Source organism: Parasphingorhabdus halotolerans, assembly GCF_012516475.1.
Lineage (GTDB): Bacteria > Pseudomonadota > Alphaproteobacteria > Sphingomonadales > Sphingomonadaceae > Parasphingorhabdus > Parasphingorhabdus halotolerans.
In genome coordinates this window covers 1,449,707-1,474,605 of sequence record NZ_CP051217.1, presented here as the reverse complement: position 1 = coordinate 1,474,605, position 24,899 = coordinate 1,449,707, and the positions used below count along the sequence as shown (strand labels likewise).

The following is a 24,899-nucleotide window of genomic DNA, read 5'->3' as shown; positions in this document are numbered from 1 at the left end:
TTGAAATCAGACCTTCAGGAACATTTTGAGCGAAGGCCATTGATCCGCCACCGCTTTGCGTCCGGCATCTATCGCTGCCCTGATTTTGACAGGATTAAACTCGAGCGTGTCGGCTGCCTCGAAATCCGGTTCCGGGGCGATGATCCGCACTGGCGCGAAACTGTAGCGCGATAGCTGGGCGTCGATTGGCATCAGCGCATCGGCGATCTGGCTGGCGGGCAGACCGAAGTCGGTCAGTTTCCGAAATTGGGCTTCGCGCGCAGCAATCAGATCGTTGATCAGCATCGCATTGCCAACGTCATTGGCGGCGACTTCGCTGGTCTGGATACCGACCGACCGCAAACCGATATCGACCAGATTATCATAGGTCTTTCCTGGTTCGGGCGCAGGCGTTGGCGGTGAAGCCAATATCACCAGCAGTGCGCGAGGTTGCAATTTCATCGCGGAGCTTAACGGCGTGATGTTGCGAACCCCGCCGTCCACCCATTGTTCAATCACGCCATTGGCATCTCGCGATTGTAACGGCTGGAAAAATGGCGGCTGCGCGCTCGAAGCATAAACCCAGTCACCAATGCGCGGGTTTTTCTCGTCGACATCAATATATCGCCCGGTGGCGAGACTGACCACGCCTACGCGCAATTTGCGTTTGGCTTTGCGCAATTTGGCGGGGTCTGCGTAGTCGAGGATCTTCTGCTTGATCGCTTTGGCGTCATAGAGTGAATCCGCGCCGAATATTGCCCCGGCAACGCCAAAGGGGCGTTTTCTGTAGACATCTGTGTTGCGTTTTATCGTCAGCCATTGATCGAGCAAGCCGGGCATATCGTCCATCGCGCCGCCCAGTGCCTGGATCGCACCAGTGGAAACGCCAGCAAATATGTCGATTTTGACGCCGCGATTGGTGATAAGTTCATCGAGTACGCCAACCTGAAAGGCACCCTTGGCACCTCCACCAGATAATACAGCCGCCAGTTCATTGGACATAGGGTCTCTCCTTCACGCTGATGCCAGCGGTAATCGACCCGGAAATCCTGTAGCATAAATTATCAGCACGCGCACCTCATCTGGTGCGAAACCTATGTATTCAGTAGCTTTGTGAGGAACCGCCATCAACCTGAATGGCCGTGCCCGTCATAAAGCTGGCCGCTTCGGAGCCCAAGAAAACAGCGAGATTTGCGATTTCCTCGGGTTCGCCGATGCGCTGAAGGGGGATTTGGGACGCAAGACCGGTGGCGATTTCGGGGATTGTCTTGCCTGATGCTTCCGACTGTTGTTTCAGGATTTCGGTCACCCGATCAGTGTTGGTGAAGCCGGGGCAAACAGTATTCACCAATATGTTATCGGCCGCGACCTGATTGGCCAGAGTTTTGGCCCATCCCTGAACAGCCATGCGTATGCTGTTGGACAGGGTCAGGCCGGGAACCGGTTGTTTCACACCCGAGGATGATATGTTGACGATCCGTCCCCATTTCTGTTCCCGCATATGCGGCAGAACCAATCGCGTTGCGCGCACGACGGACATGAGCGTGAGCTGGACCGCTTTGTCCCAATCATCATCGTTAAGCTGTTCAAATAAGCCGGGGGGAGGGCCGCCTGCATTATTCACCAATATGTCGATGCCACCGAGTTGCGCGTTTACGGCCGACATAATGCGATCGATATCGGCTGCCTGCGAAACATCTCCGGCAACCGCGAAGCAACCGGGTAGCTCTGCTAAAGCTGCATCCAGATTGTCCTGCGACCGCCCGCAGATAGCGACCTGTGCGCCGGCTTCATGAAAACCTTTGGCGGTCGCGAAGCCGATGCCCTTGCTGCCGGCCATGACCAGCACTGTTTTATTCTCTAGATTTAGTTTCATATTCCGATGGTGATCGAAATGGGGCCCGATGTACATATGAAGTTTATCATTCGGTCCTATCTAATCTAATCACCATATCTGGTGTCACAAATTCTTCATGCACCCCTGTGTATGGCCTGTGTACGAATTGTGGATAAAAACATTGTAAAATTTCACACAGACTCTTGCGCTTTTCATTTGCCTTAGCAAGTCCACGCGTCGCTGCGCTGCAACATGAAATGCCTGTCGATGAAGCGATTCATTTATGCGACGAAATGAGTCATTAAAATGTCATTTACCCTCTTGCATAAATTTCTAGATCAGCCACTATAGGTTGTGGTTAGGCCTAGGGGCACACCAACAGCTTGTGTTTAACGATTGTGACGCCGACTCGGCGGTTGCCTCCCTTTGTGCCGAATCGCAAGCGATTTTTCGGATTTGAGGGCGGAAAAATAATCGCCCATCCGGACTGATAAAATGCTAGTGTCAAAGCTTCGGCCCGAGTCGAACAAGACAGGAACAAACAGTCCGGCATCAGCTCTGCGAAATCGACGGGATTTTGTGGTTTATTTTGGTGCCGGCCATCAGAGCTAGTGTCAGTGATGGTCGCAGTTTGGATTTGTTGCGTTTTTTAGGGGGCTTTAATGGAATTTAGAGATAGCCGGGACGATTCCCGGGATATGGATGATTTGGATATGGGCGCGGAAGTATTGGATACGCCAAAGAGTAAAATTGAAGATGCGGTTCCGGCGAAAGAGCCCGAAGTTAGCAAAAAAGCAGCATCCGAAGCGGCGGCTGAAAAAGCCAATGATGAAAAAGAGCTGAAAGCGGAGCGCGATAGCCATAGCGTGGAGCAGCGCCGGTTCAAGATCACGACCGACGACGCGCGGGATGATCTGCTGACCGAATTTGGCAAGGAAACATTGAAGGATCGCTACCTGCTTCCTGATGAAAGTTTTCAGGACCTGTTCGCGCGCGTGGCTGATGCCTATGCCGATGATCAGGAGCATGCGCAGCGTCTTTATGACTATATTTCCAAGCTCTGGTTCATGCCCGCAACGCCTGTGCTGTCCAACGGCGGCACCGGTCGCGGTTTGCCGATTTCCTGCTATCTCAATAGCGTTGATGATAGCCTTGGCGGCATTGTGAACACTTGGAACGAGAATGTCTGGCTCGCGTCCAAGGGCGGCGGCATCGGCACCTACTGGGGCAGCGTGCGCGGTATTGGCGAACCTGTGGGTCTTAACGGCAAGACCAGCGGCATCATCCCGTTCGTCCGCGTGATGGACAGCCTGACACTGGCGATTTCGCAAGGCAGCTTGCGGCGCGGCTCGGCGGCTTGCTATCTTGATGTTGACCATCCCGAAATTGAAGAATTCCTTGAAATCAGAAAGCCTTCTGGCGATTTTAACCGGAAAGCGCTCAATCTCCACCACGGCGTTCTGCTGACCGACGAGTTTATGGAAGCCGTGCGCGATGGCGCCGAGTTTAATCTCAAATCACCCAAGGATGGCAGCGTTCGCAGCACCGTGGATGCGCGTTCGCTCTTCCAGAAACTGGTCGAAACGCGGCTGGCAACCGGCGAGCCTTACATCATCTTCAACGACACGGTGAACCGGATGATGCCCAAGCATCACCGCGATCTGGGCTTGAAAGTATCTACCTCCAATCTTTGTTCCGAGATCACACTGCCCACGGGTCGCGATCACTTGGGCGAGGACAGGACTGCAGTGTGTTGCCTGTCCTCGCTTAACCTTGAAAAATGGGATGAGTGGAGCGGCGACAAGGAATTTATCGAGGATGTGATGCGTTTCCTCGATAACGTATTGCAGGATTATATTGACCGTGCACCGCCCGAAATGGCGCGCGCCAAATATTCTGCCGGCCGCGAGCGCAGCGTTGGTCTGGGCGTCATGGGCTATCACAGCTTCCTGCAAGCACGCGGGCTTGGTTTTGAAAGCGCGATGGCAAAATCGTGGAATATGAAGATTTTCAAGCATATTTCGGCGAAGGCGTCCGAAGCGAGTATGATGCTGGCGCACGAGCGCGGGCCTTGTCCTGATGCGGCTGACCAAGGCGTGATGGAGCGGTTTAGCTGCAAGATGGCGATTGCGCCCACCGCGTCCATCTCGATCATCTGCGGCGGCGCATCAGCCTGTATCGAGCCGATCCCGGCGAATATCTACACCCACAAAACGCTGTCCGGCAGCTTCGTGGTCAAAAACCCGCATCTGGAAAAATTGCTGCAGGAGAAATCCAAGGACAGCAACAATGTGTGGAACAGCATCCTTGAAAAAGGCGGCAGCGTCCAGCATCTGGATTTCCTCAGCACGGATGAGAAAGACACCTACAAGACCAGCTTCGAGATTGACCAGCGCTGGCTGCTCGAACTCGCCGCAGACCGCACGCCGTTTATTGATCAGGCGCAGTCGCTGAACCTGTTCATCCCGGCCGACGTCGACAAATGGGACTTGCTGATGCTCCACTTCCGCGCATGGGAACTGGGCATCAAGTCGCTCTATTATCTGCGCAGCAAATCCATCCAGCGCGCCGGCTTTGTCGGTGACACGGCGGCGACCGAAGTTACTGGCGGCATGTCAGGCGGGGTGGAGGCGGATAACACGCTGGACCCGAAAAAGGTCGAGCTGATGACGACGGCTGGCACCACGGATTATGACGAATGTCTGGCGTGTCAGTGATCGGATTTTGCCAATAGAGTAAGTTTGCCCACTGCCCCCTCCCTTTGCTCCTTTTGGGGAGGGGGTCGTTTTCTTTGAGAGTTAAAAGGAGTATATTATCCCTCTCCCTCAAGGGAGAGGGTTGCAAAGGCTTGATGAGCGGAACGCGAATTTGGCCGGCGCTGGGTGAGGGTGCTCTGCACCAGAGATGTCGAACCCCTCACCGACTTCGACTAGGCAGACAAGCTGCCAAGTCTGCGTTGCCTCTCCCCGCTGGGGAGAGGGTGAAAGTATATAGAGCGGAGAAAGAGTAAAAATGTCACTTCTGGAAGCACGCAAAACCTACAAGCCCTTTGAATATCCCTGGGCCTATGATTTCTGGAAGCGCCAGCAGCAGATTCACTGGATGCCGGAAGAAGTGCCCTTGGGCGAGGATTGCCGCGATTGGGCGCAGAAGCTGACCGATCACGAGCGCAACCTGCTCACGCAAATCTTCCGCTTCTTCACCCAGGCCGATGTCGAGGTGCAGGATTGCTATCACGACAAATATGGCCGCGTGTTCAAGCCAACCGAAATCAAGATGATGCTGACGTCATTCTCCAATATGGAAACCGTCCACATCGCCGCTTACTCGCATCTGCTCGACACCATCGGCATGCCCGAAAGCGAATATTCGATGTTCCTCGAATATGAAGCGATGAAGGACAAGCATGATTACATGGGCACATTCGGCGTCGATAATGACGAGGATATTGCCAAAACGCTGGCGATGTTCGGCGGCTTTACCGAAGGGCTTCAGCTTTTCGCCAGCTTCGCCATGCTGATGAACTTCCCGCGGTTTAACAAGATGAAGGGCATGGGGCAGATCGTCTCCTGGTCGATCCGCGATGAAAGCCTGCACTGCGAAGGCATTATCAAGATGTTCCACACCTTCTGCCAGGAACGTGATTGCCTGACCAAATCGGTCAAGGAAGATATTATCGATTGCTGCCAGAAGACTGTGCGGCTGGAAGATGCGTTTATCGATCTGGCGTTTAGCGACGGCCCGGTCACCGGCATGACCGCCAAGGAAATCAAGCGCTACATCCGCTATATTGCCGACTGGCGCCTGAACCAGCTGGGCTTCCAGCCGATCTACATGATCGAAGACCACCCGCTCCCCTGGCTCGCCCCGCTGATCAACGGCGTCGAACACGCCAACTTCTTCGAAACCCGCGCGACGGAATATTCCAAAGGCGCCACCAAGGGTGACTGGAACGAAGTCTGGAGCAGCTTCGACAAACGCAAAAGCAAAGTCGCGAACGAAGATGATACGCCGGTGGATGATGGCGAGGATATGTTTGAACAGGCGGGAGTTGCTGCGGAGTGATGCAAAAAATCAAAATGTTTCTCCCAAACGGTGGAAATCGTCTCTTGGAAATGCCAGGAATACCAGCCGTAGGAGACACAATTCATTTTTCTGATTCTAAAGGTTTAGGATCAGTAGGAGAGGCACGGTTGAAGGTTTCAAAGGTTTCTTGGTTAGGAGAAGATTCGGTTGTGGCAGTATGGAATATCCATATAGATACTGAGTTTGACAAAGACGATTGATAATCATATTGTTCTTGTTATGTTCAACGGGTAACGCGAGAACAACTAATGCAATCCATTGAATTTTGTGCAGGGGCCGGCGGACAGGCTTTGGGTCTGGAGCAGGCGGGATTTAAACATTCTGCGCTGATTGAGATTGAACCTGATTTTGCCGAAACCTTGCGACTCAATCGCCCGCAATGGGATGTGCATACGGCGGACATGAACGGTTTTGACGGCCGTCCGTTTGAAGGCATGGATTTATTTGCTGCTGGCTTGCCTTGTCCGCCGTTTTCGATGGCCGGCAAACAATTGGGCGAACGTGACGAACGCAATCTGTTCCCTGCGGCCATTCGCCTGATCGATGAAATCCGCCCCAAGGCAGTGATGATCGAAAATGTGCGCGGTTTCCTCTCTGCCGTGTTCGAGGATTATCGCGGGCAGCTCAAGAAGCAACTCCAGAAACTCGGTTACACGGTTGATTGGCGCTTGCTCAATGCTTCCGATTACGGTGTCCCGCAACTTCGTCCGAGGGTTGTGATCGTGGCCATTCGCAAAGACCTGACCGATGCGTTTGATTGGCCCACGGCGCTACCGCACAATCCGCCATCGGTTGGCGAGACGCTCTATGACCTGATGGCCGAAGGCGGCTGGCGCGGTGCGCGCAAATGGGCCAATCGCGCGAATGATATCGGCCCCACCATCGTCGGTGGTTCCAAAAAGCATGGCGGCCCCGACCTAGGCCCCACCCGCGCCCGCAAGGCATGGGCGAGCTTGGGTGTCGAAGGCAAGAGCCTGTCCAACGAAGCGCCTGAACGCGATTTTGTGGGCATGCCGCGTTTGACCGTCCGTATGGTCGCCCGCATTCAGGGCTTCCCCGATGAATGGCAATTTTATGGTAAGAAGACATCAAGCTACCGCCAAGTCGGCAACGCTTTCCCGCCTCCGGTGGCGAGGGCTGTGGCCAATAACCTGAAAATCGCGCTCTCCGTGCAAAAGCATTTCCCGGTTCGGGCGGTTGCCTGACCTGTTTCCTGATAGCGGCTATAGGCCGTTAGACAGTGATCACCAGGACTTTGCCGATCTGCAATCGCTTGAAATGGACCTGATGGTTGCCGTGGGTGGGAAACAGGCATTCGAAGAAAAGCTCCGCAGCTTTTTCCGATCCGCCATTGATGAGGTCATTGATACCGCTCGAACAGGGCGATTTTTCTTCAAGGAACTGGAGAAGACCGAGAAGACATATTTGGGGACAAAATTTGAGATATTGTTACGCGATTGGTTGAAAGTGCCAAGAGGCATTTATCTCGACCTGTTGATTGGTGAACGTGAAGTCGATGTGAAATTCACAAGTGCCGGAAAATCCGGCTGGATGATCCCGCCAGAAGCAATTGATCAGTTCTGCATACTGATGCGCGTCGATGAAACAAAAGCAAAATGCAGCTTTGGCCTCATCAAAGCGCGCCCGGAATATCTTAGAGCAGGGGCTAACCGCGATAAGAAAACATCAATCTCCGCTGCTGGCCGAGACAATATCTGGCAGATCGTCTGGGATTATGGTTACACGCCAAATTTCTGGACCATCGTGAGTGACAGCGACCGGCATGAAATTATGTCGCTAAAGGGTGGGACAAAAAGGCTCGCCATGTTGTTTGAACGATATCAGAACGTTCCTGTGTCCAGAGTGCAAATTGCGGCCGTCGCTGCACAGGATGATTTTATGAAACGAATAAGATCAAATCAGGGTGCACGGGATATTTTGAAACCCAAAGGCATCGCAATATTATATTCCGAAATTGACGGTGAACTGATGCGACGGCTTGGTTTGCGATTTGGATATAGGGAGTTTCTTTCCTATGCGCCTAAAAGTGAAACTGAAAGAGTGTTGCTTCGCACGGCAGGACATATCACTTAGTTTTGTGCTGTGACTGCATACCCGCCCGCATTTTTTCCTTATGCGCCCGATCAAAATCCTTGAGGTGGCCGTTGAATTACGGTGACAGGTGCAACAATCCCCAAACTATTACACCCTATCTTCCCTACCCATCATTCACCGTCATTGCGAGGAGCGGAGCGACGCGGCAATCCAGAGCGGTTGTGAACGACGCTCTGGATTGCCGCGCTGCGCTCGCAATGACGGGTTTTGTCGCGCCAGTGCCTTCCTTCTTCGTCATCCTGAACTTGTTTAGCTGCGCTGGTCTTCGGCTCAGGATCTCCGTCGGCAGGATGCGTTCTAGCCTCGGGGGATGCCGAAACAAGTTCGGCAAGACGGGTATAGGGTCGCGGTTTCACGTTTATTGTTCCGCATGGCGCGTAGTGGGGCGAATGCGCGTCACCGCAACCCTTCACGCACCCCAGTGCAAACAACCGCGCCTGTTTTGGGCACCCATTTGATAGCCGCAAACGCCCAAACCGCTAACAACCGCGACCCGCGCCTTTGCTGCTCTCACGCGCCGCGGCACTTTTGCAACTTTTGCTATTCATCAATCGGAATAGCATTCCCCGGTCTTGACCGTGGCGACAATGCCGTCGTCAACATAGCGGATGGTGAGCTTCGTTCCGCCGCCGGAAATATTCTGGATCATCGCGCCATAGACATTGCCGTCCGGCCGCCAGATGCAGCGGATGAAGCTGCCGACGCGCCAGTCATAGGGGCGCACCTGGCTGGCGGGGCGGGTTTCGGTGGTACCATCGTCAAAGTTTATCGTCACCTGGTTTCCCGATGCGCTGGCCACAACGCCGGGATAATAATGGCTTCCGCCGACCGCGCTGCGGGACAGCACCCATTGGCCCTGGCCGTAGGACTGTGCATAAGCCGCGCTGGAACCGGCTATTGCCAGCGCGCTGCCAGCGATTATCAAGAGCTTCTTCATTTTATTTTCCCCTCGCCTATACGCCCATTATATCACAAGCGCATTTTGTTGACCAGCCGCTGCGGTGCGACAGCGGGACTCAGTCTGCATGGGCGATAACCTGCCGCTCACCTTTCGTTCAGACTGCAGTTTGTAACAACCCGTCACGTTATAAAAACAACAATGGAAAACACCCCCCATGCGCAATATTCTGATGTCACTCGCCGCCGCTTCATTGGTGGTCCCAACCGCCACCGCCTTCGCCGATCCGCCTAACCATGCCAAGGCGCATGGCTATTACAAGGTGAAGAACAAGCACAAGAATAGATATGATGATCGCGGGCGCTATTATGAGCCACAGGCTCTGCGCCGCGATGACCGTATCTGGCGCGGGAATGATGGCCGCTATCATTGCAAACGCGACAATGGCACGACCGGATTGATTATCGGCGGTGCGGTCGGTGCTCTGCTTGGGCGGGAGCTTGATGGCGGGCGGGATCGTACTGTCGGTACATTATTGGGTGCCGCTGGCGGCGCGCTCCTTGGCCGCGAAATTGATCGCGGTGGGCTCAAGTGCCGATAAACTAAATTATGGACGGGGGGACGGCGGCACTGCGGTGACTGACTATCAAATGCACCCTGCCGCATAACCAAATATTCACCCCACCATGGTACAATACCCATCATGATCAGGAACACCACATTCGGCAAGCTGGGCAAGCGCGCGGTGCCGCGGCTTGATATTGCTATTGATGGCGGGTTGCAGACGACCGGCTATTCCGAGCAGTGCCGGGTGGAAAATGTCTCGCGGACCGGATGCCGCCTGCATCTGGAGCGCGAACCCCGTCTGGGCACCACGGTGATGATCCGCATCGAGCGGATCGAGACGCTGGGTGATGTCAGCTGGGTCAGGGATGGCCGCTGCGGCGTGACCTTTGCTGATCCGCTGAAACCCACCGAACTCGAGCGGTTGCGCTGGATCGTCAACCATGCCGAAACACACGAGAAAAACGTAGTGAATTCCGCCACCGCAATCTGGCGCTGATCGCAGAATTATGGGGAGAGTGACCCCATTTACCGCTTCCGAAAACCCTAAAACCGCTTGCGGAAACTCACCTCGACATAGCGCCCGACAGGATCGACAAAACCGCGCTGGTAATTGAGCGGTACCAGCCCGCCCGCATCGCGTATGTCCTGGATATCGTCAAAAATATTGTCGAACCGGAAGGCAATCCGGCTGCCCTTGAAAAACTTCACCTTCTCGGTCAGCGAACCGCGATCATCGAGGTTGATGAACATCCTCAGATTGAGCGTCGTCAGGTCCGAAAAGCGCAGGTCAGAGCCGCCAAGAGCGCCGCCGTCAACCCGCGTCGCGGTCTGGTGTTTGCCTTCCACGCGGAAGCCTATGCCGTTGTTAAACCAGCCGCCGCTCAGTTCAAATTCATGGCGCGGGCTGCCGCCGGAGGAGCCGATGGCTGAGCCTTTCAGCAAATCCAGCTCCTGCACGCCGGGGCGGATCAGGATGCGGTCTTCCAGGCGGATGGTGTGATAGGCGGATAGCTGCCAGCGCCCGCCGCTCGGTCTGCCGCCTGTGCCACGCGGACCGCTACCTGCTCTGGCTCCACCCGGTCCACCGCCGGGCCGCGCTTCTGCTCGGGCACCGTCAGCAGGAGGGGTGCCTTCCGGTTTTTCGGTCGAACCAGCGGCGTTATCGCCAGCGCCTTCCGGTCTGCCGCCCGCCGCACCATCCGGTCGGCCACCGCCTGCGCCACGCTCGCCACCAGGCCCGCTACCAGGCCCACCACCGGGCCCGCCACCACGCCCAAAGCCAACTCTGCCGCCGCGTTCACCAAATTGCTTGGAGAAATCGATCCCGTAACGAATGCGCTCGCTGCTAACATTGCTGTAACTCACTGGCCGCTGATCGATGGCGATCAATTGACCGCTCGCATCCCGGGTGACGCGATCCGGGAAGGCAGCCTCGATCTCTGGCGTTAGCAGGGGGAAACTGGAGGCGACATTGGTGCTGTTGTTGCGGAAATATTCGGTCAGGATAGTCAGCCCATCCAGCCATTTGGGCCGATAGTTGACCGCCAGCTTGATATCGCGACGTTTTTCGGCAAGCAGGTTCGGGTTGCCGCCGGTGGTGATCGATGCCAGCACGGATTCGCCGCGAGTGAAATCAAACACATTCACATTCGGCGTCACAATGACCGGATTACCAAGCTGGGAGATCGTCGGTGCGGCTTCCTCGCCAATGGCCGATGCGGTGAACACCAGTCCGTCCAGCGGTTCCCAGTTCAGGCCGAAGCCAAATTCGAGCAATCCGCCGAAATCCGACAATTCTGAATAGCCGATATTGCCATTGATCGAGAGCTTGCCAATCGCTTCCTCCACATCAATATTCTCGTCGGCGAGCGGAATTTCTATATTGATGCCGGTGCTCAGATTATCGCGGCCCAGATCGGTGTTGGTGACAATGCCAGCGGTAATGTCGCGGCTATTGAGGTCTTGCCGGTTGTAGCCGCCGCGGATCGTTGCGGTAATCGCGCCGGAAGGGATAGTCGCCAGCGTGCCGGCCATGGTCGCCAGACTGTTGAGTGTCTGGCTGACGGATCGCGCCTCATCCGTGCGCGGGGCGGTCAACAGCGGGCCAAAGCTTGCTGCCAGCGGATCGGCGGTTCCGGCCAATATCGCAGCTTGCAGCGCCGGGCTGTCGCTGGAACGGTCTGTTGATGTGTCCGTTTGTTCGCGGGCATAATCAGCGGTCAGCGACCAACGCCATTCCGACAGCGATCCATTGAGCGTCGCACCGAAATTGCCTGTATTAGTCAATACATTGCGTCTCAGCGGGCCAAATTCGGTAAAGTAGCGGAATAGATTATCGCCGCCGGGCAGGGTCAAAGTGCCGCCGGGGAGCCCCAATAATCGGCGGGATTGGTCATAGATGTAATTGCCGTTCACCGAGAGCGAAGTACCGCTGCTGAAGTTGCGGCTGTACACAGCGTTGATTTCGAAATTGTCCGACGGCGCGACAAGCGTCCTGAAATCACCAAGGCCAACGAGCGCACTGGCGGTATCTTGAATGATATCGCGTTCGGCTTCGGTGATCGCGGTCTTGTTCTGATATTCGACATTCACATTCATGCGGCTGTTCTCGCCGATGCTGGTAATTGTTGATTCCAGCTCAAGCTGACCCTGATCGCCGCGTGTCGGAACGCCATATTCCGCTTCTGAACTGAATCCGAAATATCCATCCTTGAGTACGAAATTGATGACCCGCTGGTCGGGCCGGTAGCCATATTGAAGGGCAAGCTCTTCCGGGAAGACCTGTACGGTTTTGATTGCTTCCGGCGGCAAATCACGGATTTCGCGAAAGCCGGAGGTGCGCTGGCCGTTGATCAGAACAATCGGCCGACCGCTACCGCGCCCGCGGCTGGATGTGGTGGAGGTCGAAAGGGCTTCCACCAGATCCTGTATCGAAGACGCCCCGTAGCTCGCAATATCTTGCTCGCTCAGTTCCTCAATCGGAGGAATATCGGAATTTACAGATCCGCGAGGACGTTCCGCGATCACCACGATTTCGTCATTTTCGTAAATGCCCTCGTCGGCCGACTGTGCGAAGACGGGGCTGGCAAGGCTGGTGGATAGAGCTGTCGCACTTGTAAGGAACAGTTTGGGGGAGGGGATTTTCATGCTGTACTCATAGGGGAGGGAGGTTTTGAAAGAACCTGTCCCGAATGCCGTGTGTACCGGGTGAGTGCAATATTTTCATTGCATCAAATTGTCGCGGTCTATCGGCGCGAAACTTCGCATGTCAGCAATATCTTCCCTTTTGCAAAAATTGGGTTTATGGCGCACCGCAACATCAAAGATTCTCAAGGAAAAAGTAAAGCCGAATGGCAAAAGAAGAGCTACTAGAAATGAAGGGAATGGTTCGCGAACTGCTCCCCAATGCGATGTTCCGGGTCGAACTGGAAAACGGTCACGAAATTTTGGGTCACACCGCAGGTAAAATGCGCAAAAACCGTATCCGTGTGCTGGTTGGTGACGAAGTGCTTTGCGAACTGACACCTTATGACCTTACCAAGGGTCGTATCACCTATCGCTTTAAATAGACTGGCTGTGCTGCTGTGACGCGGCTCGTTCTTGCATCGTCCAGTCCAAGACGTCTGGAGTTGCTTGGCCGTCTGGGCGTTACGCCAGACCGGACGATCTCTCCCGATATTGACGAAACCCCACACAAGGCAGAGCTGCCGCGTGACTATGTTCTGCGCATGGCCCTGGAAAAGGCTGTTGCGGTCAAACGTGCGGCGGATGAAATACTGATCGCAGGTGATACTACAGTGGCTGTTGGCCGCAGAATATTGGGGCAGGCAGCAGATGCTGCCGAGCAGCGCAAATTTCTTGAGCTTATCAGTGGGCGGCGTCATCACGTGATGACCTCGGTTTGTGTGATTGCTGCTGATGGCAAGCCGCGGACAAAATTATCCGATAGCATTGTGAAATTCAAACGCTTCGAAACGCGCGAGATTGAGGCTTATATCGGATCCGGTGAAGGCGATGGCAAGGCCGGTGGCTATGCTATTCAGGGCCAAGCTGAGGCCTTTGTGACATGGATGTCCGGCAGTTATAGCGGGATCATGGGGCTGCCGCTGTACGAAACGCGCAATTTGCTGATTTCATCAGGTTATCCCGTTGCTTGATTTCGACCATGGCTGATTTTCAAAACGGTTGGCTGTTTGAGGCCGGGATCGGTGAGAACCGGGCCATGCTGATTGAAAATGGCCAGTGCACAAGAATATTCATAGAGCGCGAAAGCGATATCGCTCGGGCAGGCGCCGTTGTCGATGCCAAATTCAACGACCAATGGGTCGCTGGAAAATCCGGTATCGTGGTTCTGGAAAGTGGTGAGGAAGCTTTACTGCAGCCTTTGCCGAAGGGCCTGACCGAGGGCAGTTCGATGCGCGTTGAAGTGGTGCGTGAGGCAATGGCCGAACGCGGAGGACAGATGAAACGGGCCAAGGTTAAGCCCGCTCCAGACGGCGCAATGTTGCGTTCTGGGCCGGATTTGATGGCATGGATGGAGGCTTCCGGGCAGGTTTTGAAACAGCTCCATCCGCATGATACTGATCATTTCGCAGAGCGCGGCTGGCACGAGGCGATAGAGCAGGCCGGATCCGGACGGATTGAATTTGAAGGTGGTACATTGCTGTTTTCACTCACGCCGGCGATGACGGTGATTGACGTAGATGGTCCGTTGCCGCCGTTTGAACTGGCCAAACGGGCGGCGCGAGAAGTGGCGCTGGCATTGGTCCGGCTCGATATCACGGGGAATGTCGGAGTCGATTTTCCAACATTGGAGGCCAAGGCGGAGCGCAATGCGGCTGCGGTGATATTCGATGAGCATATGACAGCGGATTGTGAACGCACGGCGATAAATGGTTTCGGTTTCATGCAGATTGTCAGCCGTAAAACGCGCGCTTCCGTGCCGGAGATTGTGCAATCAGACAAGGTGTTGACTGCCACTCTTGCGTTACTGCGCCAGGCGGAACGAAGCGGTGGCAGTGGTTCGATGGATATCAAGGTCCACCCGGCGATTGCGGCGAAATTGGCACAACGCCAGCATTGGCTGGATAAATTGGCCAAGCGCACGGGCAGGGCGGTTTCGGTGGAAGCCAGCGGAAGTATTGCAATCAATGGCGGGTCGGTGAGCTAGCGAATTTTTTCGCTGTTCTCCGGCAGCATCGCTTGCAATTGCCGTCGGCTCTATGCACAAGCCAGCCCATGACGGATATCATTCTCTATGACTATTGGCGCAGCTCGGCGAGCTACCGCGTTCGTATTGTGCTCAATCTTAAAGGCCTTGCGTATAAGGCCGTTTCGACGAGCCTCCTCGACGGCGACAATAAGGCTGCGGATTATGTTGCGCGGAATCCTCAGGGGTTCGTGCCGATGCTGTCGATGGATGGTCATGATCTCACCCAGTCGCTCGCAATAATCGACTATCTGGATGCGAAAGTGGACAATCCACCGATGGTTTCCAGCGATCCGGTGGAACGCTCCACAACCTTGGCACAAGCACTGGTGATCGCTGCGGATGTTCATCCGGTTAACAACCTGCGGATATTGAAATATCTCAAGGATGAGCTCGGGCAAGAGCAGAGCGCGATTGATCACTGGTACCGCCACTGGATTAGCGAAGGTTTCGCAGCGCTCGAAGCAATGGCACCCAAAGTCGGTTTCTTCGGCGGGGAGCAACCCAATTTAGCGGATGTCTGTCTGGTCCCGCAAATGTACAATGCACGGCGGTTTGAGACGGATTTGAGCCTCTTTCCGAAACTGGTGCTAATTGATGCGGCTTGCAATGAGCTGGAGGCTTTTCAGAAAGCTACTCCCGAACTTGTGAAACCTGAATAATGAAAAAATGGATTTTAGCGCTCCCGCTGGCGGCTGTAAGCGTGCCGGTCTGGGGGCAAGATGGCCACACAGAAGCGGACGATTCCAGCAACCAAATTGTAATAGCATGTTACAGGACGCCCGAGATCGTGGTTACCGGACTACCTCTCTCATTGGGTGACGCAGCTTATAGTACGCAAAATATCGCAATGAGCGCGGTACACCCTATTGAGAATGCCTTGCGTCAAGTTCCAAATCTGCAACAATTCCGGAGGTCTGACGCGCGATCCGCAAACCCAACCAGCCAAGGCATTACATTACGGGGCTTGGGCGGCAATGCATCATCCCGCGCCCTCTTGTTGCTTGATGGTGTTCCGCAAGCCGACCCATTTGGGGGCTGGGTTGCGTGGCCAGGATATGAATCGCTTGCCATTGGATCTGCTCGGATAGAGCGAGGCGGTGGCAGCGGTACTAATGGTGCAGGGGCCGTTGCTGGAACAATCGAACTTTTCAGCCAAAATTCTGGGAATCTCATCGAACTCGGAGCAGCTTACGGCAGCCGTAACAGCGTCGATGCTGATGTGCTCTTTGGTCGCGAACTGGGGCAGGGCCAACTGACAATTTCCGCCAGTTACGCACGCGGTGATGGCTTTATTCCGATCATCGAAAGCCAGCGTGGTTCTGTTGACCGTCCGGCGGAATATGAGCAGGCGGGTCTTGCTGTGCGCTATGTTGCGCCGATCTCTGAAAATACAGAACTACAGGCCAATGTCCGCGCGTTCACCGATGATCGTGAACGTGGCTTTGCCTTCAGCGAAAATCACAACGACGGTGCCGATGCCAGCATCCGGCTGGTCAATCGTTCTGATACTGGCTGGCAATGGTCGGCTCTTGGCTATGTCCAGATCCGCAATTTCGATGTCAGCTTTGGCGGGGTTGCCGATGATCGCAATTCGGTGAGCCGGGTGTTTGAGCAATTTAACGTGCCGTCCACCGGTCTAGGCGCGCGGTTTGAAGTGCGGCCTCCTGTCGGCGATTCCATTGAACTGCGCATCGGCGGCGATTGGCGCCGGACCGAAGGCGTGACCAATGAAAATTTCTTCTTTGCCGACAATGACACGCCGCGTCGCAGCCGCAGAGCAGGCGGCAGCACGGCGACTTATGGCGGCTTTATCGAGGCGAGTGCGCAGATTGTCGATGCGCTAATCCTGACGGGTGGTGGACGCGTTGATTTCTGGTCCATCGACAATGGATTTCGCCGCGAGATTGAACTCATCAATCCGTTTCCCGGCGCAGTGCGCAGCGATGAACAATTTGCGGGCCGCAGTGGCACAGAGTTTACCGGACGCGGCGGTTTTGCATTTAATGTAACTGACGAGCTAAAGCTGCGCGGAGCCGCTTATCTGGGCTGGCGCTTGCCGACGTTAAATGAATTATTCCGTCCGTTTCGCGTCGGTGACGATGCGACGGCAGCGAATGAACTGCTCGAGCCAGAGCGGGTGAAAGGCGTGGAACTGGGTCTGGATTGGGATAGCGGCAATGTCGCTATCGGCGTGACCGCTTTCTATAACCAACTCGATAATGCGATTGCCAATGTAACGCTGGCCAATGGTCCGGGGCTGTTTCCCGGCGTTGGTTTTGTTTCTGGCGCAGGCACCTTCAGCCAACGGCAAAATCTTGACAGCATCGAATCCAAAGGTTTGGAGATTGATACCGAGTTTGATTTGGGTGATCTCACCGATGGCCTTTCTGTCCGCGTTGCTTATTCCTACGTGAATGCCGATGTCAAAAGCTCTGGCGTGGCGACGGCCGTAAACGGACTTCGCCCTGCCCAAATCCCTAGGCATAATGCGTCGGCTTCCCTTCGCTGGGAGCAGGATAACGGAACAGGTGCGGCAGTTTCGCTGCGCTACATTGGCCAGCAGTTTGAGGATGATGTCAATATTCAGTCGCTGAACGATGCTTTCACCGTAGACGGGCGGTTGGGTTTTGCCGTTAACGATAGCTTGTTGGTCGAAACACGGCTTGAAAACCTGTTCAATGTGCGGGTAGAGGCAGGTATTAGCGGCAATAATATTATCGAAAGAACCTTCCCTCGGACGTTTTGGATTGGACTTCGCACCAAAATTGAATAAATATTACATATGAGCTCAAGTTTAGACGATTTCATTCCCTATCAACTGTCCACTGCGTCCAATGCGGTGAGCGGCTTGATTGCGGGCGAGTATAAAAGCCGTTTCGGCCTGAAAATACCGGAGTGGCGGGTTATGGCGGTGTTAGGTAGCCGCGGTGCATCGACCCAGCGCCATTTGGTTGAAGCGACATTGATGGACAAAGTCACCGTGAACCGCGCGGTCAAGGCGTTGGTAGACCGGGCATTACTTGACCGGAGCCCTAATAGTGCCGATGGCCGATCTCACCATCTGATATTGAGCGCAACCGGGCGGGAATTATATGATCAGATCATGCCGATTGCAGAAGCGATGGAAAAGAAAATAATGACGGTGCTGAGCGCCGATGAGCAAACGCAGCTTTCTTCCATGCTTGCCCGCGTCAAACAATCAGCGGATGATATTATCGCTGAATGACTGCACCCAATTTGCTATCGCCCTACGCGCCAAGTCATGCAGCGCATCGGGGAGACGAAGCCTCTATTTGGACAAATCCCGAGGGACTGAACAGCTGAGAAATCAGTCCGAAATAATAAAAAATATATTATAAAATAGAGCTTTATCACGAAATGGCCTAGCGGATGCCTGTGCGGTTCATACGACTGAGGTTTTTGCGACCCTACCTCAGTTGTATGTTTACTTCAGAACAAGTAGGTGACTATCCTCAATACGAGCCCCGCACACCAGTTTTTGACCATTATTGTAAATTGCGCGCTTACAATAAAAAGAGCGGCTTTTCAGGGCCGCTCTTTTTGATTGTGTAGTCGCTGTCTTGTTACATCATGGCATCGGAGATGGAGCAGGCTGCAGGCCCCAGGATCACGATGAACAACGTGGGCAAAATAAACAGGATCAAAGGCACTGTCATAATAGCTGGCAGACGCGCGGCTTTTTCTTCAGCGCGCATCATCCGGTCATTCCGGAATTCTGCTGACAGAACGCGCAGCGCGGATGCAAGTGGTGTACCATATTTCTCGGTCTGGATCATGGTGGTCACCACGCCCTTCACATGATCGAGATTGACGCGGTAGGCGAAATTTTCGAACGCCATGCGTCGCTCGGTCAGGAAGCCCAGTTCGATAGATGTCAACGAAAATTCATCGGCCAATTCGGGATAAGCATCGCCCAGTTCCTTGGCGACGCGGCCAAAGGCTGAGTCAACCGTAAGGCCAGCTTCCGCGCAAATAACCAAGAGGTCAATTGCGTCTGGCAAACCCTTGCGGACCAGATCGGTTCGTTTTGAGACAAGGTTGCCAACATAAATATCAGCGCCCTTATAGCCTGCCAGTGTTGCGCCAGCGAAGACCATGAACTTCTTGAAATCCGTCCATTCAGCAAGATAACCGAAGCCATATATCATCAGCGCTGCACCGCCACCCAGGATGATGGGCAGAACCATCCGGCTGAAAATGACCGCATAGGCCAAGTCTTTGGACCTGATGCCCGCTTGCGCCAGTTTTTGCTGCGCTTCCTTCAGCTGATCATCCTGAAGCACCTTGAGGTAAGACAGCATATTGCGCATCTTATCTGTCGTGTCGTTTTGCTGGACCAGCTTGGCGCGCTTCTTGGTCGTAGAAGCGGTAATACCGGCTTTGAGCTGCTCACGGCGTTCGTTAAGTGATTTGACCCGCTTAGCCATGGGATCACGAACTGTGACGGCTGCATAGAGCGCGAATAAAACCGCAACAGTCGCAACAGCTGCCAAAAGGGTTGCCACCCAAAGGACATCAATGCCTAATAATGTTGGACCGCCTGCTGTGGTCATTGTACCGACACCTTCACTTTAGATTTCAAAGCTGACCATTTTCGCCATGATGAACACGCCAATGCTCATCCATGTAAGGCCGCCAAGTCCCGCAATAATCAAACGCTCTTCATAGAAAAATCCTGCGAGATATTCTGGGTTGATGGAGTAAACCATACCAAACACGATGAAAGGCAATGAACCGACAATATAGGCCGATGCTTTTGATTCCGAGGACATGGCTTTAATTTTAAGTTTCATCTGACCGCGCAGACGCAACACGTTTGCCAGGTTGGAAAGTGTTTCTGCAAGGTTACCACCAGTTTCCCGCTGAATGGCAATGGTAATGCAGAAAAACTTAAACTCTGGTGTATCAAGACGTTTTGCGCTTTCCTGCAAGGAATCTTCCATCGTTCGGCCGATCTTGATCCGGTCCACGACTTTACCAAATTCTTCGCCGACCGGTCCGTCAATTTCTTTTGCTACAACGCCGATTGTCTCTGTAACAGGAAGGCCGGAACGCAGACCGCGCACGAGCAATTCAATAGCATCCGGGAATTTGGCAGTGAACTTGGCAACGCGGCGTTTTATAAGAAAACCTACGATTAAATGCGGCAGGCCAAATCCCAACGCGGAACCGACGAAAAGACAAAGGAAGATCGGTGCGCCTTGCAAAAATAGCAACAGTGCAACGACGGTAAAAATCCCGCCGGCAGTGTAAAAAAATTGCGAAATCGTCCATTTTTTGCCGGTTTTTTCGAGCCGGATGGCCAGGCTTTCTATCCTGGTCATATTGGCACCTGCGGGACGGTGATGCCTTTTTCGTGCGCTAACGACCTTTTTCATTTGCGCCTGCATTTTCGCATCAGCGCTATCCGAATACCGGAATTTTAAATTTTCCAGTCTCTTTGCCTGCGCTTTTGCCTGCGAAGGGCCCATTAACGCATATGCTACGAGCAGCACAAAAACTAATCCGCCAGTCGCGATTATAGCTACTTGCATCATATCCATGGTCTAATGTCCTGTCTCTCCGGAATCGGTGGCTGCATCATTCAGATGCAGGCGCGTCCGCAGTTTTCTTTTTTGAAGGAAGCAATGATTTTAGTCCGCCAAGCTTGCCCATGAGCGATTGCTTGCCCGCTTGCTCGCCGTCATCATCTTCCGAAGCCACGGCTCCTAGAATTTGTCCCGAAAGTTCAACAATTTTAGCTGCTGCTTTGCTTGATTTATTCGCTTCCACAAACGCCTGGCCCAATTTTGCCGCCTGAGCTGCAGCTTTGGGATCGGCAGGGATCATGATGTCAATTTTCCGTTCAATGGAATTTTCAAAATCCTGACGCGAGATTTCAAGATTGCTCGATTGTACTTTGTTAGCCACCACAATGACCTTACTCTGCGCCGCGTGTGATTTAAGCCATGAGAGCAACCGGATTGCATCACGAGCAGATGCCAGTGTCAATTCGGTCACAATAACCGTCGCATTGACATCGCCAAGCAGGTGCGGATAATTAATCAGCATGTCGCGCGGCAGATCGATAACGGTGCATTCAAAAGCAGCGCGGAATTCTTCCTGCAGTTGAAAGAAAGCAGTGCCATCGGTCATCATTGGTGAGTTGATAGGTGCCTCTGCCGACAGCAAAGACAATTTGTCATTTGCCTTGATCATCGCGCGTTCAATAAACAGACCATCAATGCGGCTTGGATTATCAATCGCATCAGTTAAGCCGCGGCCCGGTTCCAGATCCAGCGACAGCGCGCCGGTACCAAAATGGACATCAAGGTCGAGAAAGGCTGTTAGGCGTTCTTTTTCGCTACTCAACAACCAGGCAAGAGATGTCGCAATGGTTGATGCCCCGACACCGCCCCTTGTGCCAATGACAGCAGTTGAAACATGTGGTCTGTCACTGGCTCCATCTTCCACTTTTGGAGCGTTCAGAACCGCCTGTGCCTGGCTGAGCACATCGCGCAGTTGTTCAGGGCTAAATGGTTTTAGCAAATAGTCCTGCAAACCGCTGACGATAAGGTCACGGTACAAGCGAACGTCGTTTACCTGACCCATTGCAATCACGACGGTTCCTGGCTCGCAAACTTCAGCGAGCGAGTTTATGTCGCTAAGAGGATCGCCGGATTCGGAGAGATCAACCAGCAGGATATTCGGACTTGCGGCTACCGACAATGATTGAACAGCATTGCGCAATCCGCCTTTGTGGCACTTGTCTGCCGGCCAACCCATTTCTTCGACAACTGGGCGCAGAATGTCGAGGGTATCGTCATCGCAGAGGAATGCGGCAAACGGATCACGTCCATTTACGGCTCCACCTGGTTTCCAAGGAGCGTTCATTATTGTCCTCCAACATTTTTGTCGCGATAAGCGCGAATGGCTTTCGAAGCTTTTTCCTGATCTTCCCCGTCTGCGCTTTGTCCGCGGACAAGATCATTCGGGTCGGCCATCATGGCGGCCATGGTACTATTCGTACCGCATCCATAATTGGCGCTGGTCCGGCCCTGAAAATCGGTATGGCTACGATGGCTCCAGTCCGGACAGCCAGGCACGGACGCCGTCGCGCGAGATACGACCACTCTCATGGCTCCGGAAGGAATATAGCCTTCCGTAACAGGAGCTAGGTCACTGACCAGTAAACCGTGACGCGAAGCTATGGCTTCTACCGTGCTTCGAGCTGCGGCGCTGGAAGCATAGCTTGGATCTTCAATGGCAACACGGTCGCCGTACCCAAGATCTAATGCATCGAACCAGCCAATGAGGCGGTCTTGTTCGCTCGATGAAAGCGCACCTCCCGAAACATTTAGGTCGAGCACGAAGTTTGACCGGGTCACAACAGGCTGGCGTTCGCTATTAACCGAGCGGTTTGCGGTGGTGCTTCCACAGGCAGTGACCGAAAGCCCGAGAGCGATTACAAGTGCAGATGAAACGAAACGCATTTTGGTTCTCCTAATCGGACTTATTTGTCGAAGCTAAAGCCAGGCGCAGCGCTGCCGCTGGATTTTCCTGATTTCTTTGCAGTTTTGCCTTTTGCTGGCGGGGCCATGCTGCTGAGGGCCGGGCCACTGGCAACCGGTGGTGCGACGGTTGGTTTTGGACGGTCGGCTTCGCCGGTTGAACTTTGGCGATTCATGATGACTCGCTCAAAATCATTGGCGTGCTTGAAGCCGTCTGTCGGTAAAACGATCTTGTCATCGCTGACCGGTTTCACCAGATATGGTGTAACCACGATCATCAATTCCGTTTCATTTTTCCGGTAACCGTCTGATTTGAATAGGTTACCCAAAATAGGTACGTCGGCAAGACCAGGAGTTTTGTCGATAACCGAGTTATAGTTATTTTGCATCAGACCAGCAATCATGAAGCTCTCACCTGAACCAAGTTCTACGGTTGTTTCTGCTTCTCTCGTTGTGATCGCGGGAATTGAAAAGCCATTCAGGACCACAGCACCTTGTGATGACAACTCGGATACTTTTGGTGCCACGCGGATCGATATCCTGCCATTTGACAGCACCGTCGGCGTGTAGGTAAGGCTTACACCATATTCCTGATAGGTCACTGAAATCTCGCCCAACCCGCTTGAAACCGGGATCGGGAAACGACCGCCGGCAAGAAATGTTGCTGTTTCACCGGAAATGGTTGTCAGATTTGGTGATGCCAAGGTTGTGACCAGGCCCACGCGTTCAGACACGTCCAGCGCTGTCGCAATATCAAGACCGAACAGGCGGCCAGCCGCTTGTATGGTGTTGAGGCCGGCTCCTTGCGTGAAATTGAACGCAGTGCCGCCAGTGATGAATTGACCGGAGTTTGGATCGAAAGGCAACGAGATGGATCCTGCTGGTAAACCAAACAGGTTGGAAGCATCCAGTTGCGGCAGATTTGAAGTATCGAAATTGCCGATCGAAGCAAAATTGCGCCCCCGGTTAACACCGAATAGAAAGCCGTTGCTGGCATCGCGCGTTGTCACGTTGCCATTGATTTCCTTGGCCAGTGACCGGCTAACTTCCGCAAAACGGACTCTCAAATTTACCTGAAGTGGTGTTGCGGTTTTCAACCGGCTGACTACCCTTGTCTCTTCACCGACGTAGGCTTGAACCAAGTTTTCAGCCTCTTCTGCATCGCGAGGATCAGATATTGTACCGGTTAGCAGAACGAAATTATTCATTGTGCTCACTGTAATTTTCGAATCCGGCATCGCGAGGGAGAGCATTTGATCGACTGACGAAATTTCGGCGTTGACCGATACTTCTGCCGAATACATCACTTTTCCAGAACTGCTGGTAGCATAGAAACTTGTCTGGCCACCTTTTTTGCCGAAGATGTATATTTGACGCGGAGACCGCACCTGTACATCGGCAATCTCGTCCTGAGCTATAAAAACGTCTTCTATAGGCGCTGGCAGGGTGATCAATTTTCCACGCCCAACCGACAAACTTATGCGCGATTGCGGGTTGGAAACGGATGCCGACTGGGCGTTTACCGGACTTGCGCTGTTTGCAGCCAGAGCCAAAGCTATGGTTGCCGCAATCACAGTGCCCAACATTTTCTTTGATCGGATACCGGTTTTCGAAAAGGAAGCCGTCTGACTGCGGCTATGCTTTGTATATTCTATAGCCATGATTAATCTCCAAACTCGACGCGTTCTTGGGTGCTGCCACTAAATACCCGGACCTTTGGTCCTTCAGGCTTGTTTTTCTCGGGTATCGCTTCTGCGGGAGGAGGTGTTTTGGTTTCAAACCGTGAAATATCACCACCAGTCGAGAAAGTTGATTTGCGAGAATTTGGACGTGCTGCTAGCGATTTGATCATTCGAGCTTCTTCAGCTGGATCATCTGTTTTCGGTAGCCTGATTTCACCCGAAGCAATGGCTTCTTCCAGCTCTGCACTGCTATCGGCTAGCGACCGCAGCGATAGACTCAACGTGCCCAATGTTTGCGCAACCGAAATTTGCTCTGCGATTTTGGGAGTAGCTTCCAAAGTCACCAATTTTGCCTGTTGCGCGACGGTCTGGCCTTCTTCATCGGTCGTTGCGCTAACGCGATTGTCGGTTGCCAACACACGCAGATTGCGAATGACTGTTTCCGAAACTTTCATTTCCGGACCAGCGCCTGTGATCGACTGGGTCAGCATAAGATCGACACGGTCGCCAGGGAAAACAAATCCAGCCACGCCGGTAAGACCCGTAACGGGAATAGTCACAGCGCGCATGCCGGGGCCGAGAGCCGCTGCCAGAAAACCACGATCTCCCGGGCTTACGATAGCACCTTTGGTCAACGGCTGGCCGGCGGTTATCGCATTGCGAACGACAGTGCCGTTCAGTGCCGCAATATCGGTGCCTTCCTTCTGGAAATAAGCTTCCTCGATCAAATCTTTAGGCCAAGGCTGGAATTGGAACGCATCTGGTGTAATAATTGTGCCAACGGGAAGAGCGCGTGTTGCAACGAGCACTTCTTCGCCCATCACTTCCGCTTTCTTCGCTTCGGCTTGTGGTGCCGCAGCACCATCAAACATGTTCTTGGCCAGCAAGGCGGTAACCGCTGCAACAACCAGCGCGCCTATCAGCAAAATAAGTTTCTTCTTGTCCATGACGATTTCCGCCTCCTGAATGCCCCACCTCGAATGATCAGCTTACGATGATCGTTTGGCGGTAG

The 24,899-nt window shown here is 53.7% G+C and carries 25 protein-coding genes; 14 read left to right on the top strand and 11 right to left on the bottom strand.

Annotation, left to right across the window (positions count from 1 at the left end; all coding sequences use genetic code 11):
* Positions 1-6 precede the first annotated feature (6 nt).
* Together HF685_RS07100 and HF685_RS07095 are read right to left on the bottom strand one after the other, a co-directional pair.
* On the bottom strand, positions 7-981 hold the full coding sequence (locus HF685_RS07100; RefSeq protein ID WP_168818921.1) for a patatin-like phospholipase family protein: 975 nt from the start codon (positions 979-981) through the stop codon (positions 7-9).
* Between the two features lie 100 nt (positions 982-1,081).
* Positions 1,082-1,855, bottom strand: a complete 774-nt coding sequence (locus HF685_RS07095; RefSeq protein ID WP_168818920.1) for an SDR family oxidoreductase — start codon at positions 1,853-1,855, stop codon at positions 1,082-1,084.
* A gap of 674 nt (positions 1,856-2,529) precedes the next feature.
* Here HF685_RS07095 and HF685_RS07090 point away from each other — a divergent pair.
* From HF685_RS07090 to HF685_RS07070, 5 genes are all read left to right on the top strand, one after another.
* The gene (locus HF685_RS07090) at positions 2,530-4,533 is read left to right on the top strand and encodes a ribonucleoside-diphosphate reductase subunit alpha (RefSeq protein WP_168821348.1); all 2,004 of its coding nucleotides are present in this window, start codon (positions 2,530-2,532) and stop codon (positions 4,531-4,533) included.
* A 295-nt stretch (positions 4,534-4,828) separates the two neighbouring features.
* Positions 4,829-5,881 carry a ribonucleotide-diphosphate reductase subunit beta gene (locus HF685_RS07085; protein ID WP_168818919.1) on the top strand — a complete coding sequence of 351 codons (1,053 nt, stop codon included), beginning with the start codon at positions 4,829-4,831 and terminating at the stop codon, positions 5,879-5,881.
* Positions 5,881-6,102: a hypothetical protein gene (locus HF685_RS07080; RefSeq protein ID WP_168818918.1), complete on the top strand. Its 222-nt coding sequence runs from the start codon at positions 5,881-5,883 to the stop codon at positions 6,100-6,102. Before HF685_RS07085 ends, HF685_RS07080 begins: the two co-directional genes overlap by 1 nt.
* A 48-nt stretch (positions 6,103-6,150) precedes the next feature.
* Positions 6,151-7,107 carry a DNA cytosine methyltransferase gene (locus tag HF685_RS07075; RefSeq protein WP_168818917.1) on the top strand — a complete coding sequence of 319 codons (957 nt, stop codon included), beginning with the start codon at positions 6,151-6,153 and terminating at the stop codon, positions 7,105-7,107.
* Positions 7,100-7,996, top strand: a complete 897-nt coding sequence (locus HF685_RS07070) for a NaeI family type II restriction endonuclease (RefSeq protein ID WP_168818916.1) — start codon at positions 7,100-7,102, stop codon at positions 7,994-7,996. The genes HF685_RS07075 and HF685_RS07070 overlap by 8 nt, the downstream gene beginning before the upstream one ends.
* Positions 7,997-8,120: 124 nt before the next feature.
* On the opposite strand, the gene HF685_RS16565 is transcribed toward HF685_RS07070, so the two are convergent.
* Together HF685_RS16565 and HF685_RS07065 are read right to left on the bottom strand one after the other, a co-directional pair.
* The gene (locus tag HF685_RS16565) at positions 8,121-8,255 is read right to left on the bottom strand and encodes a hypothetical protein (RefSeq protein WP_281352828.1); all 135 of its coding nucleotides are present in this window, start codon (positions 8,253-8,255) and stop codon (positions 8,121-8,123) included.
* A gap of 309 nt (positions 8,256-8,564) precedes the next feature.
* Positions 8,565-8,954, bottom strand: a complete 390-nt coding sequence (locus tag HF685_RS07065; RefSeq protein WP_168818915.1) for a tudor domain-containing protein — start codon at positions 8,952-8,954, stop codon at positions 8,565-8,567.
* A gap of 178 nt (positions 8,955-9,132) precedes the next feature.
* Between HF685_RS07065 and HF685_RS07060 the strand changes: the two genes are divergently transcribed.
* Together HF685_RS07060 and HF685_RS07055 are read left to right on the top strand one after the other, a co-directional pair.
* Positions 9,133-9,516, top strand: coding sequence for a glycine zipper 2TM domain-containing protein (locus HF685_RS07060; RefSeq protein ID WP_168818914.1), 384 nt, complete (start codon positions 9,133-9,135; stop codon positions 9,514-9,516).
* A 102-nt stretch (positions 9,517-9,618) separates the two neighbouring features.
* Positions 9,619-9,978: a PilZ domain-containing protein gene (locus HF685_RS07055; RefSeq protein ID WP_168818913.1), complete on the top strand. Its 360-nt coding sequence runs from the start codon at positions 9,619-9,621 to the stop codon at positions 9,976-9,978.
* Between the two features lie 47 nt (positions 9,979-10,025).
* Here the strand turns inward: HF685_RS07055 and HF685_RS07050 are convergent, their stop codons facing one another.
* Positions 10,026-12,629 carry a TonB-dependent receptor plug domain-containing protein gene (locus HF685_RS07050; protein ID WP_168818912.1) on the bottom strand — a complete coding sequence of 868 codons (2,604 nt, stop codon included), beginning with the start codon at positions 12,627-12,629 and terminating at the stop codon, positions 10,026-10,028.
* A 60-nt stretch (positions 12,630-12,689) separates the two neighbouring features.
* Here HF685_RS07050 and HF685_RS07045 point away from each other — a divergent pair, with 60 nt between their 5' ends.
* From HF685_RS07045 to HF685_RS07015, 7 genes are all read left to right on the top strand, one after another.
* Positions 12,690-12,854 (top strand): hypothetical protein, encoded by a 165-nt coding sequence (locus HF685_RS07045; protein WP_168818911.1) that lies wholly within the window; start codon positions 12,690-12,692, stop codon positions 12,852-12,854.
* Positions 12,833-13,051 carry a translation initiation factor IF-1 gene (gene infA / locus HF685_RS07040; protein ID WP_168818910.1) on the top strand — a complete coding sequence of 73 codons (219 nt, stop codon included), beginning with the start codon at positions 12,833-12,835 and terminating at the stop codon, positions 13,049-13,051. Before HF685_RS07045 ends, infA begins: the two co-directional genes overlap by 22 nt.
* 15 nt (positions 13,052-13,066) lie before the next feature.
* A complete protein-coding gene (locus HF685_RS07035; RefSeq protein ID WP_168818909.1) occupies positions 13,067-13,639 on the top strand; it encodes a Maf family protein in 573 nt (190 codons plus the stop codon).
* An 8-nt stretch (positions 13,640-13,647) separates the two neighbouring features.
* Positions 13,648-14,652 carry a ribonuclease E/G gene (locus tag HF685_RS07030; RefSeq protein ID WP_168818908.1) on the top strand — a complete coding sequence of 335 codons (1,005 nt, stop codon included), beginning with the start codon at positions 13,648-13,650 and terminating at the stop codon, positions 14,650-14,652.
* Between the two features lie 68 nt (positions 14,653-14,720).
* Positions 14,721-15,353 carry a maleylacetoacetate isomerase gene (gene maiA, locus HF685_RS07025; protein ID WP_168818907.1) on the top strand — a complete coding sequence of 211 codons (633 nt, stop codon included), beginning with the start codon at positions 14,721-14,723 and terminating at the stop codon, positions 15,351-15,353.
* The gene (locus HF685_RS07020) at positions 15,353-17,467 is read left to right on the top strand and encodes a TonB-dependent receptor (RefSeq protein ID WP_168818906.1); all 2,115 of its coding nucleotides are present in this window, start codon (positions 15,353-15,355) and stop codon (positions 17,465-17,467) included. Before maiA ends, HF685_RS07020 begins: the two co-directional genes overlap by 1 nt.
* Positions 17,468-17,476: 9 nt before the next feature.
* Positions 17,477-17,920, top strand: coding sequence for a MarR family winged helix-turn-helix transcriptional regulator (locus HF685_RS07015; protein WP_168818905.1), 444 nt, complete (start codon positions 17,477-17,479; stop codon positions 17,918-17,920).
* A gap of 358 nt (positions 17,921-18,278) precedes the next feature.
* Here HF685_RS07015 and HF685_RS07010 read toward each other — a convergent pair whose 3' ends face one another.
* Genes HF685_RS07010 through cpaB form a run of 6 tightly spaced genes read right to left on the bottom strand, consistent with a single transcriptional unit; the run spans position 18,279 to position 24,834 of the window.
* On the bottom strand, positions 18,279-19,268 hold the full coding sequence (locus tag HF685_RS07010; RefSeq protein WP_168818904.1) for a type II secretion system F family protein: 990 nt from the start codon (positions 19,266-19,268) through the stop codon (positions 18,279-18,281).
* Between the two features lie 18 nt (positions 19,269-19,286).
* On the bottom strand, positions 19,287-20,258 hold the full coding sequence (locus HF685_RS07005) for a type II secretion system F family protein (RefSeq protein ID WP_168818903.1): 972 nt from the start codon (positions 20,256-20,258) through the stop codon (positions 19,287-19,289).
* 37 nt (positions 20,259-20,295) lie between these two features.
* Positions 20,296-21,588: a pilus assembly protein CpaE gene (locus HF685_RS07000; protein ID WP_168818902.1), complete on the bottom strand. Its 1,293-nt coding sequence runs from the start codon at positions 21,586-21,588 to the stop codon at positions 20,296-20,298.
* Positions 21,588-22,187 (bottom strand): CpaD family pilus assembly protein, encoded by a 600-nt coding sequence (locus HF685_RS06995; protein ID WP_168818901.1) that lies wholly within the window; start codon positions 22,185-22,187, stop codon positions 21,588-21,590. Before HF685_RS06995 ends, HF685_RS07000 begins: the two co-directional genes overlap by 1 nt.
* Positions 22,188-22,207: 20 nt before the next feature.
* Entirely contained in the window at positions 22,208-23,866 is a 1,659-nt protein-coding gene (locus HF685_RS06990; RefSeq protein WP_246218791.1) for a type II and III secretion system protein family protein, read from the bottom strand.
* 2 nt (positions 23,867-23,868) lie between these two features.
* The gene (cpaB, locus tag HF685_RS06985) at positions 23,869-24,834 is read right to left on the bottom strand and encodes a Flp pilus assembly protein CpaB (protein ID WP_168818900.1); all 966 of its coding nucleotides are present in this window, start codon (positions 24,832-24,834) and stop codon (positions 23,869-23,871) included.
* Between the last annotated feature and the right edge of the window lie 65 nt (positions 24,835-24,899).

Bases quoted from the DNA above. Each gene is read 5' to 3' on its own strand.
- HF685_RS06995 (WP_168818901.1), bottom strand. From the start codon at position 22,187: ATGCGTTTCGTTTCATCTGCACTTGTAATCGCTCTCGGGCTTTCGGTC.
- HF685_RS07005 (WP_168818903.1), bottom strand. From the start codon at position 20,258: ATGGATATGATGCAAGTAGCTATAATCGCGACTGGCGGATTAGTTTTT.
- HF685_RS07050 (WP_168818912.1), bottom strand. From the start codon at position 12,629: ATGAAAATCCCCTCCCCCAAACTGTTCCTTACAAGTGCGACAGCTCTA.
- HF685_RS07020 (WP_168818906.1), top strand. From the start codon at position 15,353: ATGAAAAAATGGATTTTAGCGCTCCCGCTGGCGGCTGTAAGCGTGCCG.
- HF685_RS07090 (WP_168821348.1), top strand. From the start codon at position 2,530: ATGGGCGCGGAAGTATTGGATACGCCAAAGAGTAAAATTGAAGATGCG.
- HF685_RS07000 (WP_168818902.1), bottom strand. From the start codon at position 21,588: ATGAACGCTCCTTGGAAACCAGGTGGAGCCGTAAATGGACGTGATCCG.
- HF685_RS07030 (WP_168818908.1), top strand. From the start codon at position 13,648: ATGGCTGATTTTCAAAACGGTTGGCTGTTTGAGGCCGGGATCGGTGAG.
- HF685_RS07085 (WP_168818919.1), top strand. From the start codon at position 4,829: ATGTCACTTCTGGAAGCACGCAAAACCTACAAGCCCTTTGAATATCCC.
- cpaB (WP_168818900.1), bottom strand. From the start codon at position 24,834: ATGGACAAGAAGAAACTTATTTTGCTGATAGGCGCGCTGGTTGTTGCA.
- HF685_RS07095 (WP_168818920.1), bottom strand. From the start codon at position 1,855: ATGAAACTAAATCTAGAGAATAAAACAGTGCTGGTCATGGCCGGCAGC.
- HF685_RS07100 (WP_168818921.1), bottom strand. From the start codon at position 981: ATGTCCAATGAACTGGCGGCTGTATTATCTGGTGGAGGTGCCAAGGGT.
- HF685_RS06990 (WP_246218791.1), bottom strand. From the start codon at position 23,866: ATGGCTATAGAATATACAAAGCATAGCCGCAGTCAGACGGCTTCCTTT.
- HF685_RS07055 (WP_168818913.1), top strand. From the start codon at position 9,619: ATGATCAGGAACACCACATTCGGCAAGCTGGGCAAGCGCGCGGTGCCG.
- HF685_RS07075 (WP_168818917.1), top strand. From the start codon at position 6,151: ATGCAATCCATTGAATTTTGTGCAGGGGCCGGCGGACAGGCTTTGGGT.
- HF685_RS07015 (WP_168818905.1), top strand. From the start codon at position 17,477: ATGAGCTCAAGTTTAGACGATTTCATTCCCTATCAACTGTCCACTGCG.
- HF685_RS07010 (WP_168818904.1), bottom strand. From the start codon at position 19,268: ATGACCACAGCAGGCGGTCCAACATTATTAGGCATTGATGTCCTTTGG.
- infA (WP_168818910.1), top strand. From the start codon at position 12,833: ATGGCAAAAGAAGAGCTACTAGAAATGAAGGGAATGGTTCGCGAACTG.
- HF685_RS07080 (WP_168818918.1), top strand. From the start codon at position 5,881: ATGCAAAAAATCAAAATGTTTCTCCCAAACGGTGGAAATCGTCTCTTG.
- HF685_RS16565 (WP_281352828.1), bottom strand. From the start codon at position 8,255: ATGACGAAGAAGGAAGGCACTGGCGCGACAAAACCCGTCATTGCGAGC.
- maiA (WP_168818907.1), top strand. From the start codon at position 14,721: ATGACGGATATCATTCTCTATGACTATTGGCGCAGCTCGGCGAGCTAC.
- HF685_RS07060 (WP_168818914.1), top strand. From the start codon at position 9,133: ATGCGCAATATTCTGATGTCACTCGCCGCCGCTTCATTGGTGGTCCCA.
- HF685_RS07065 (WP_168818915.1), bottom strand. From the start codon at position 8,954: ATGAAGAAGCTCTTGATAATCGCTGGCAGCGCGCTGGCAATAGCCGGT.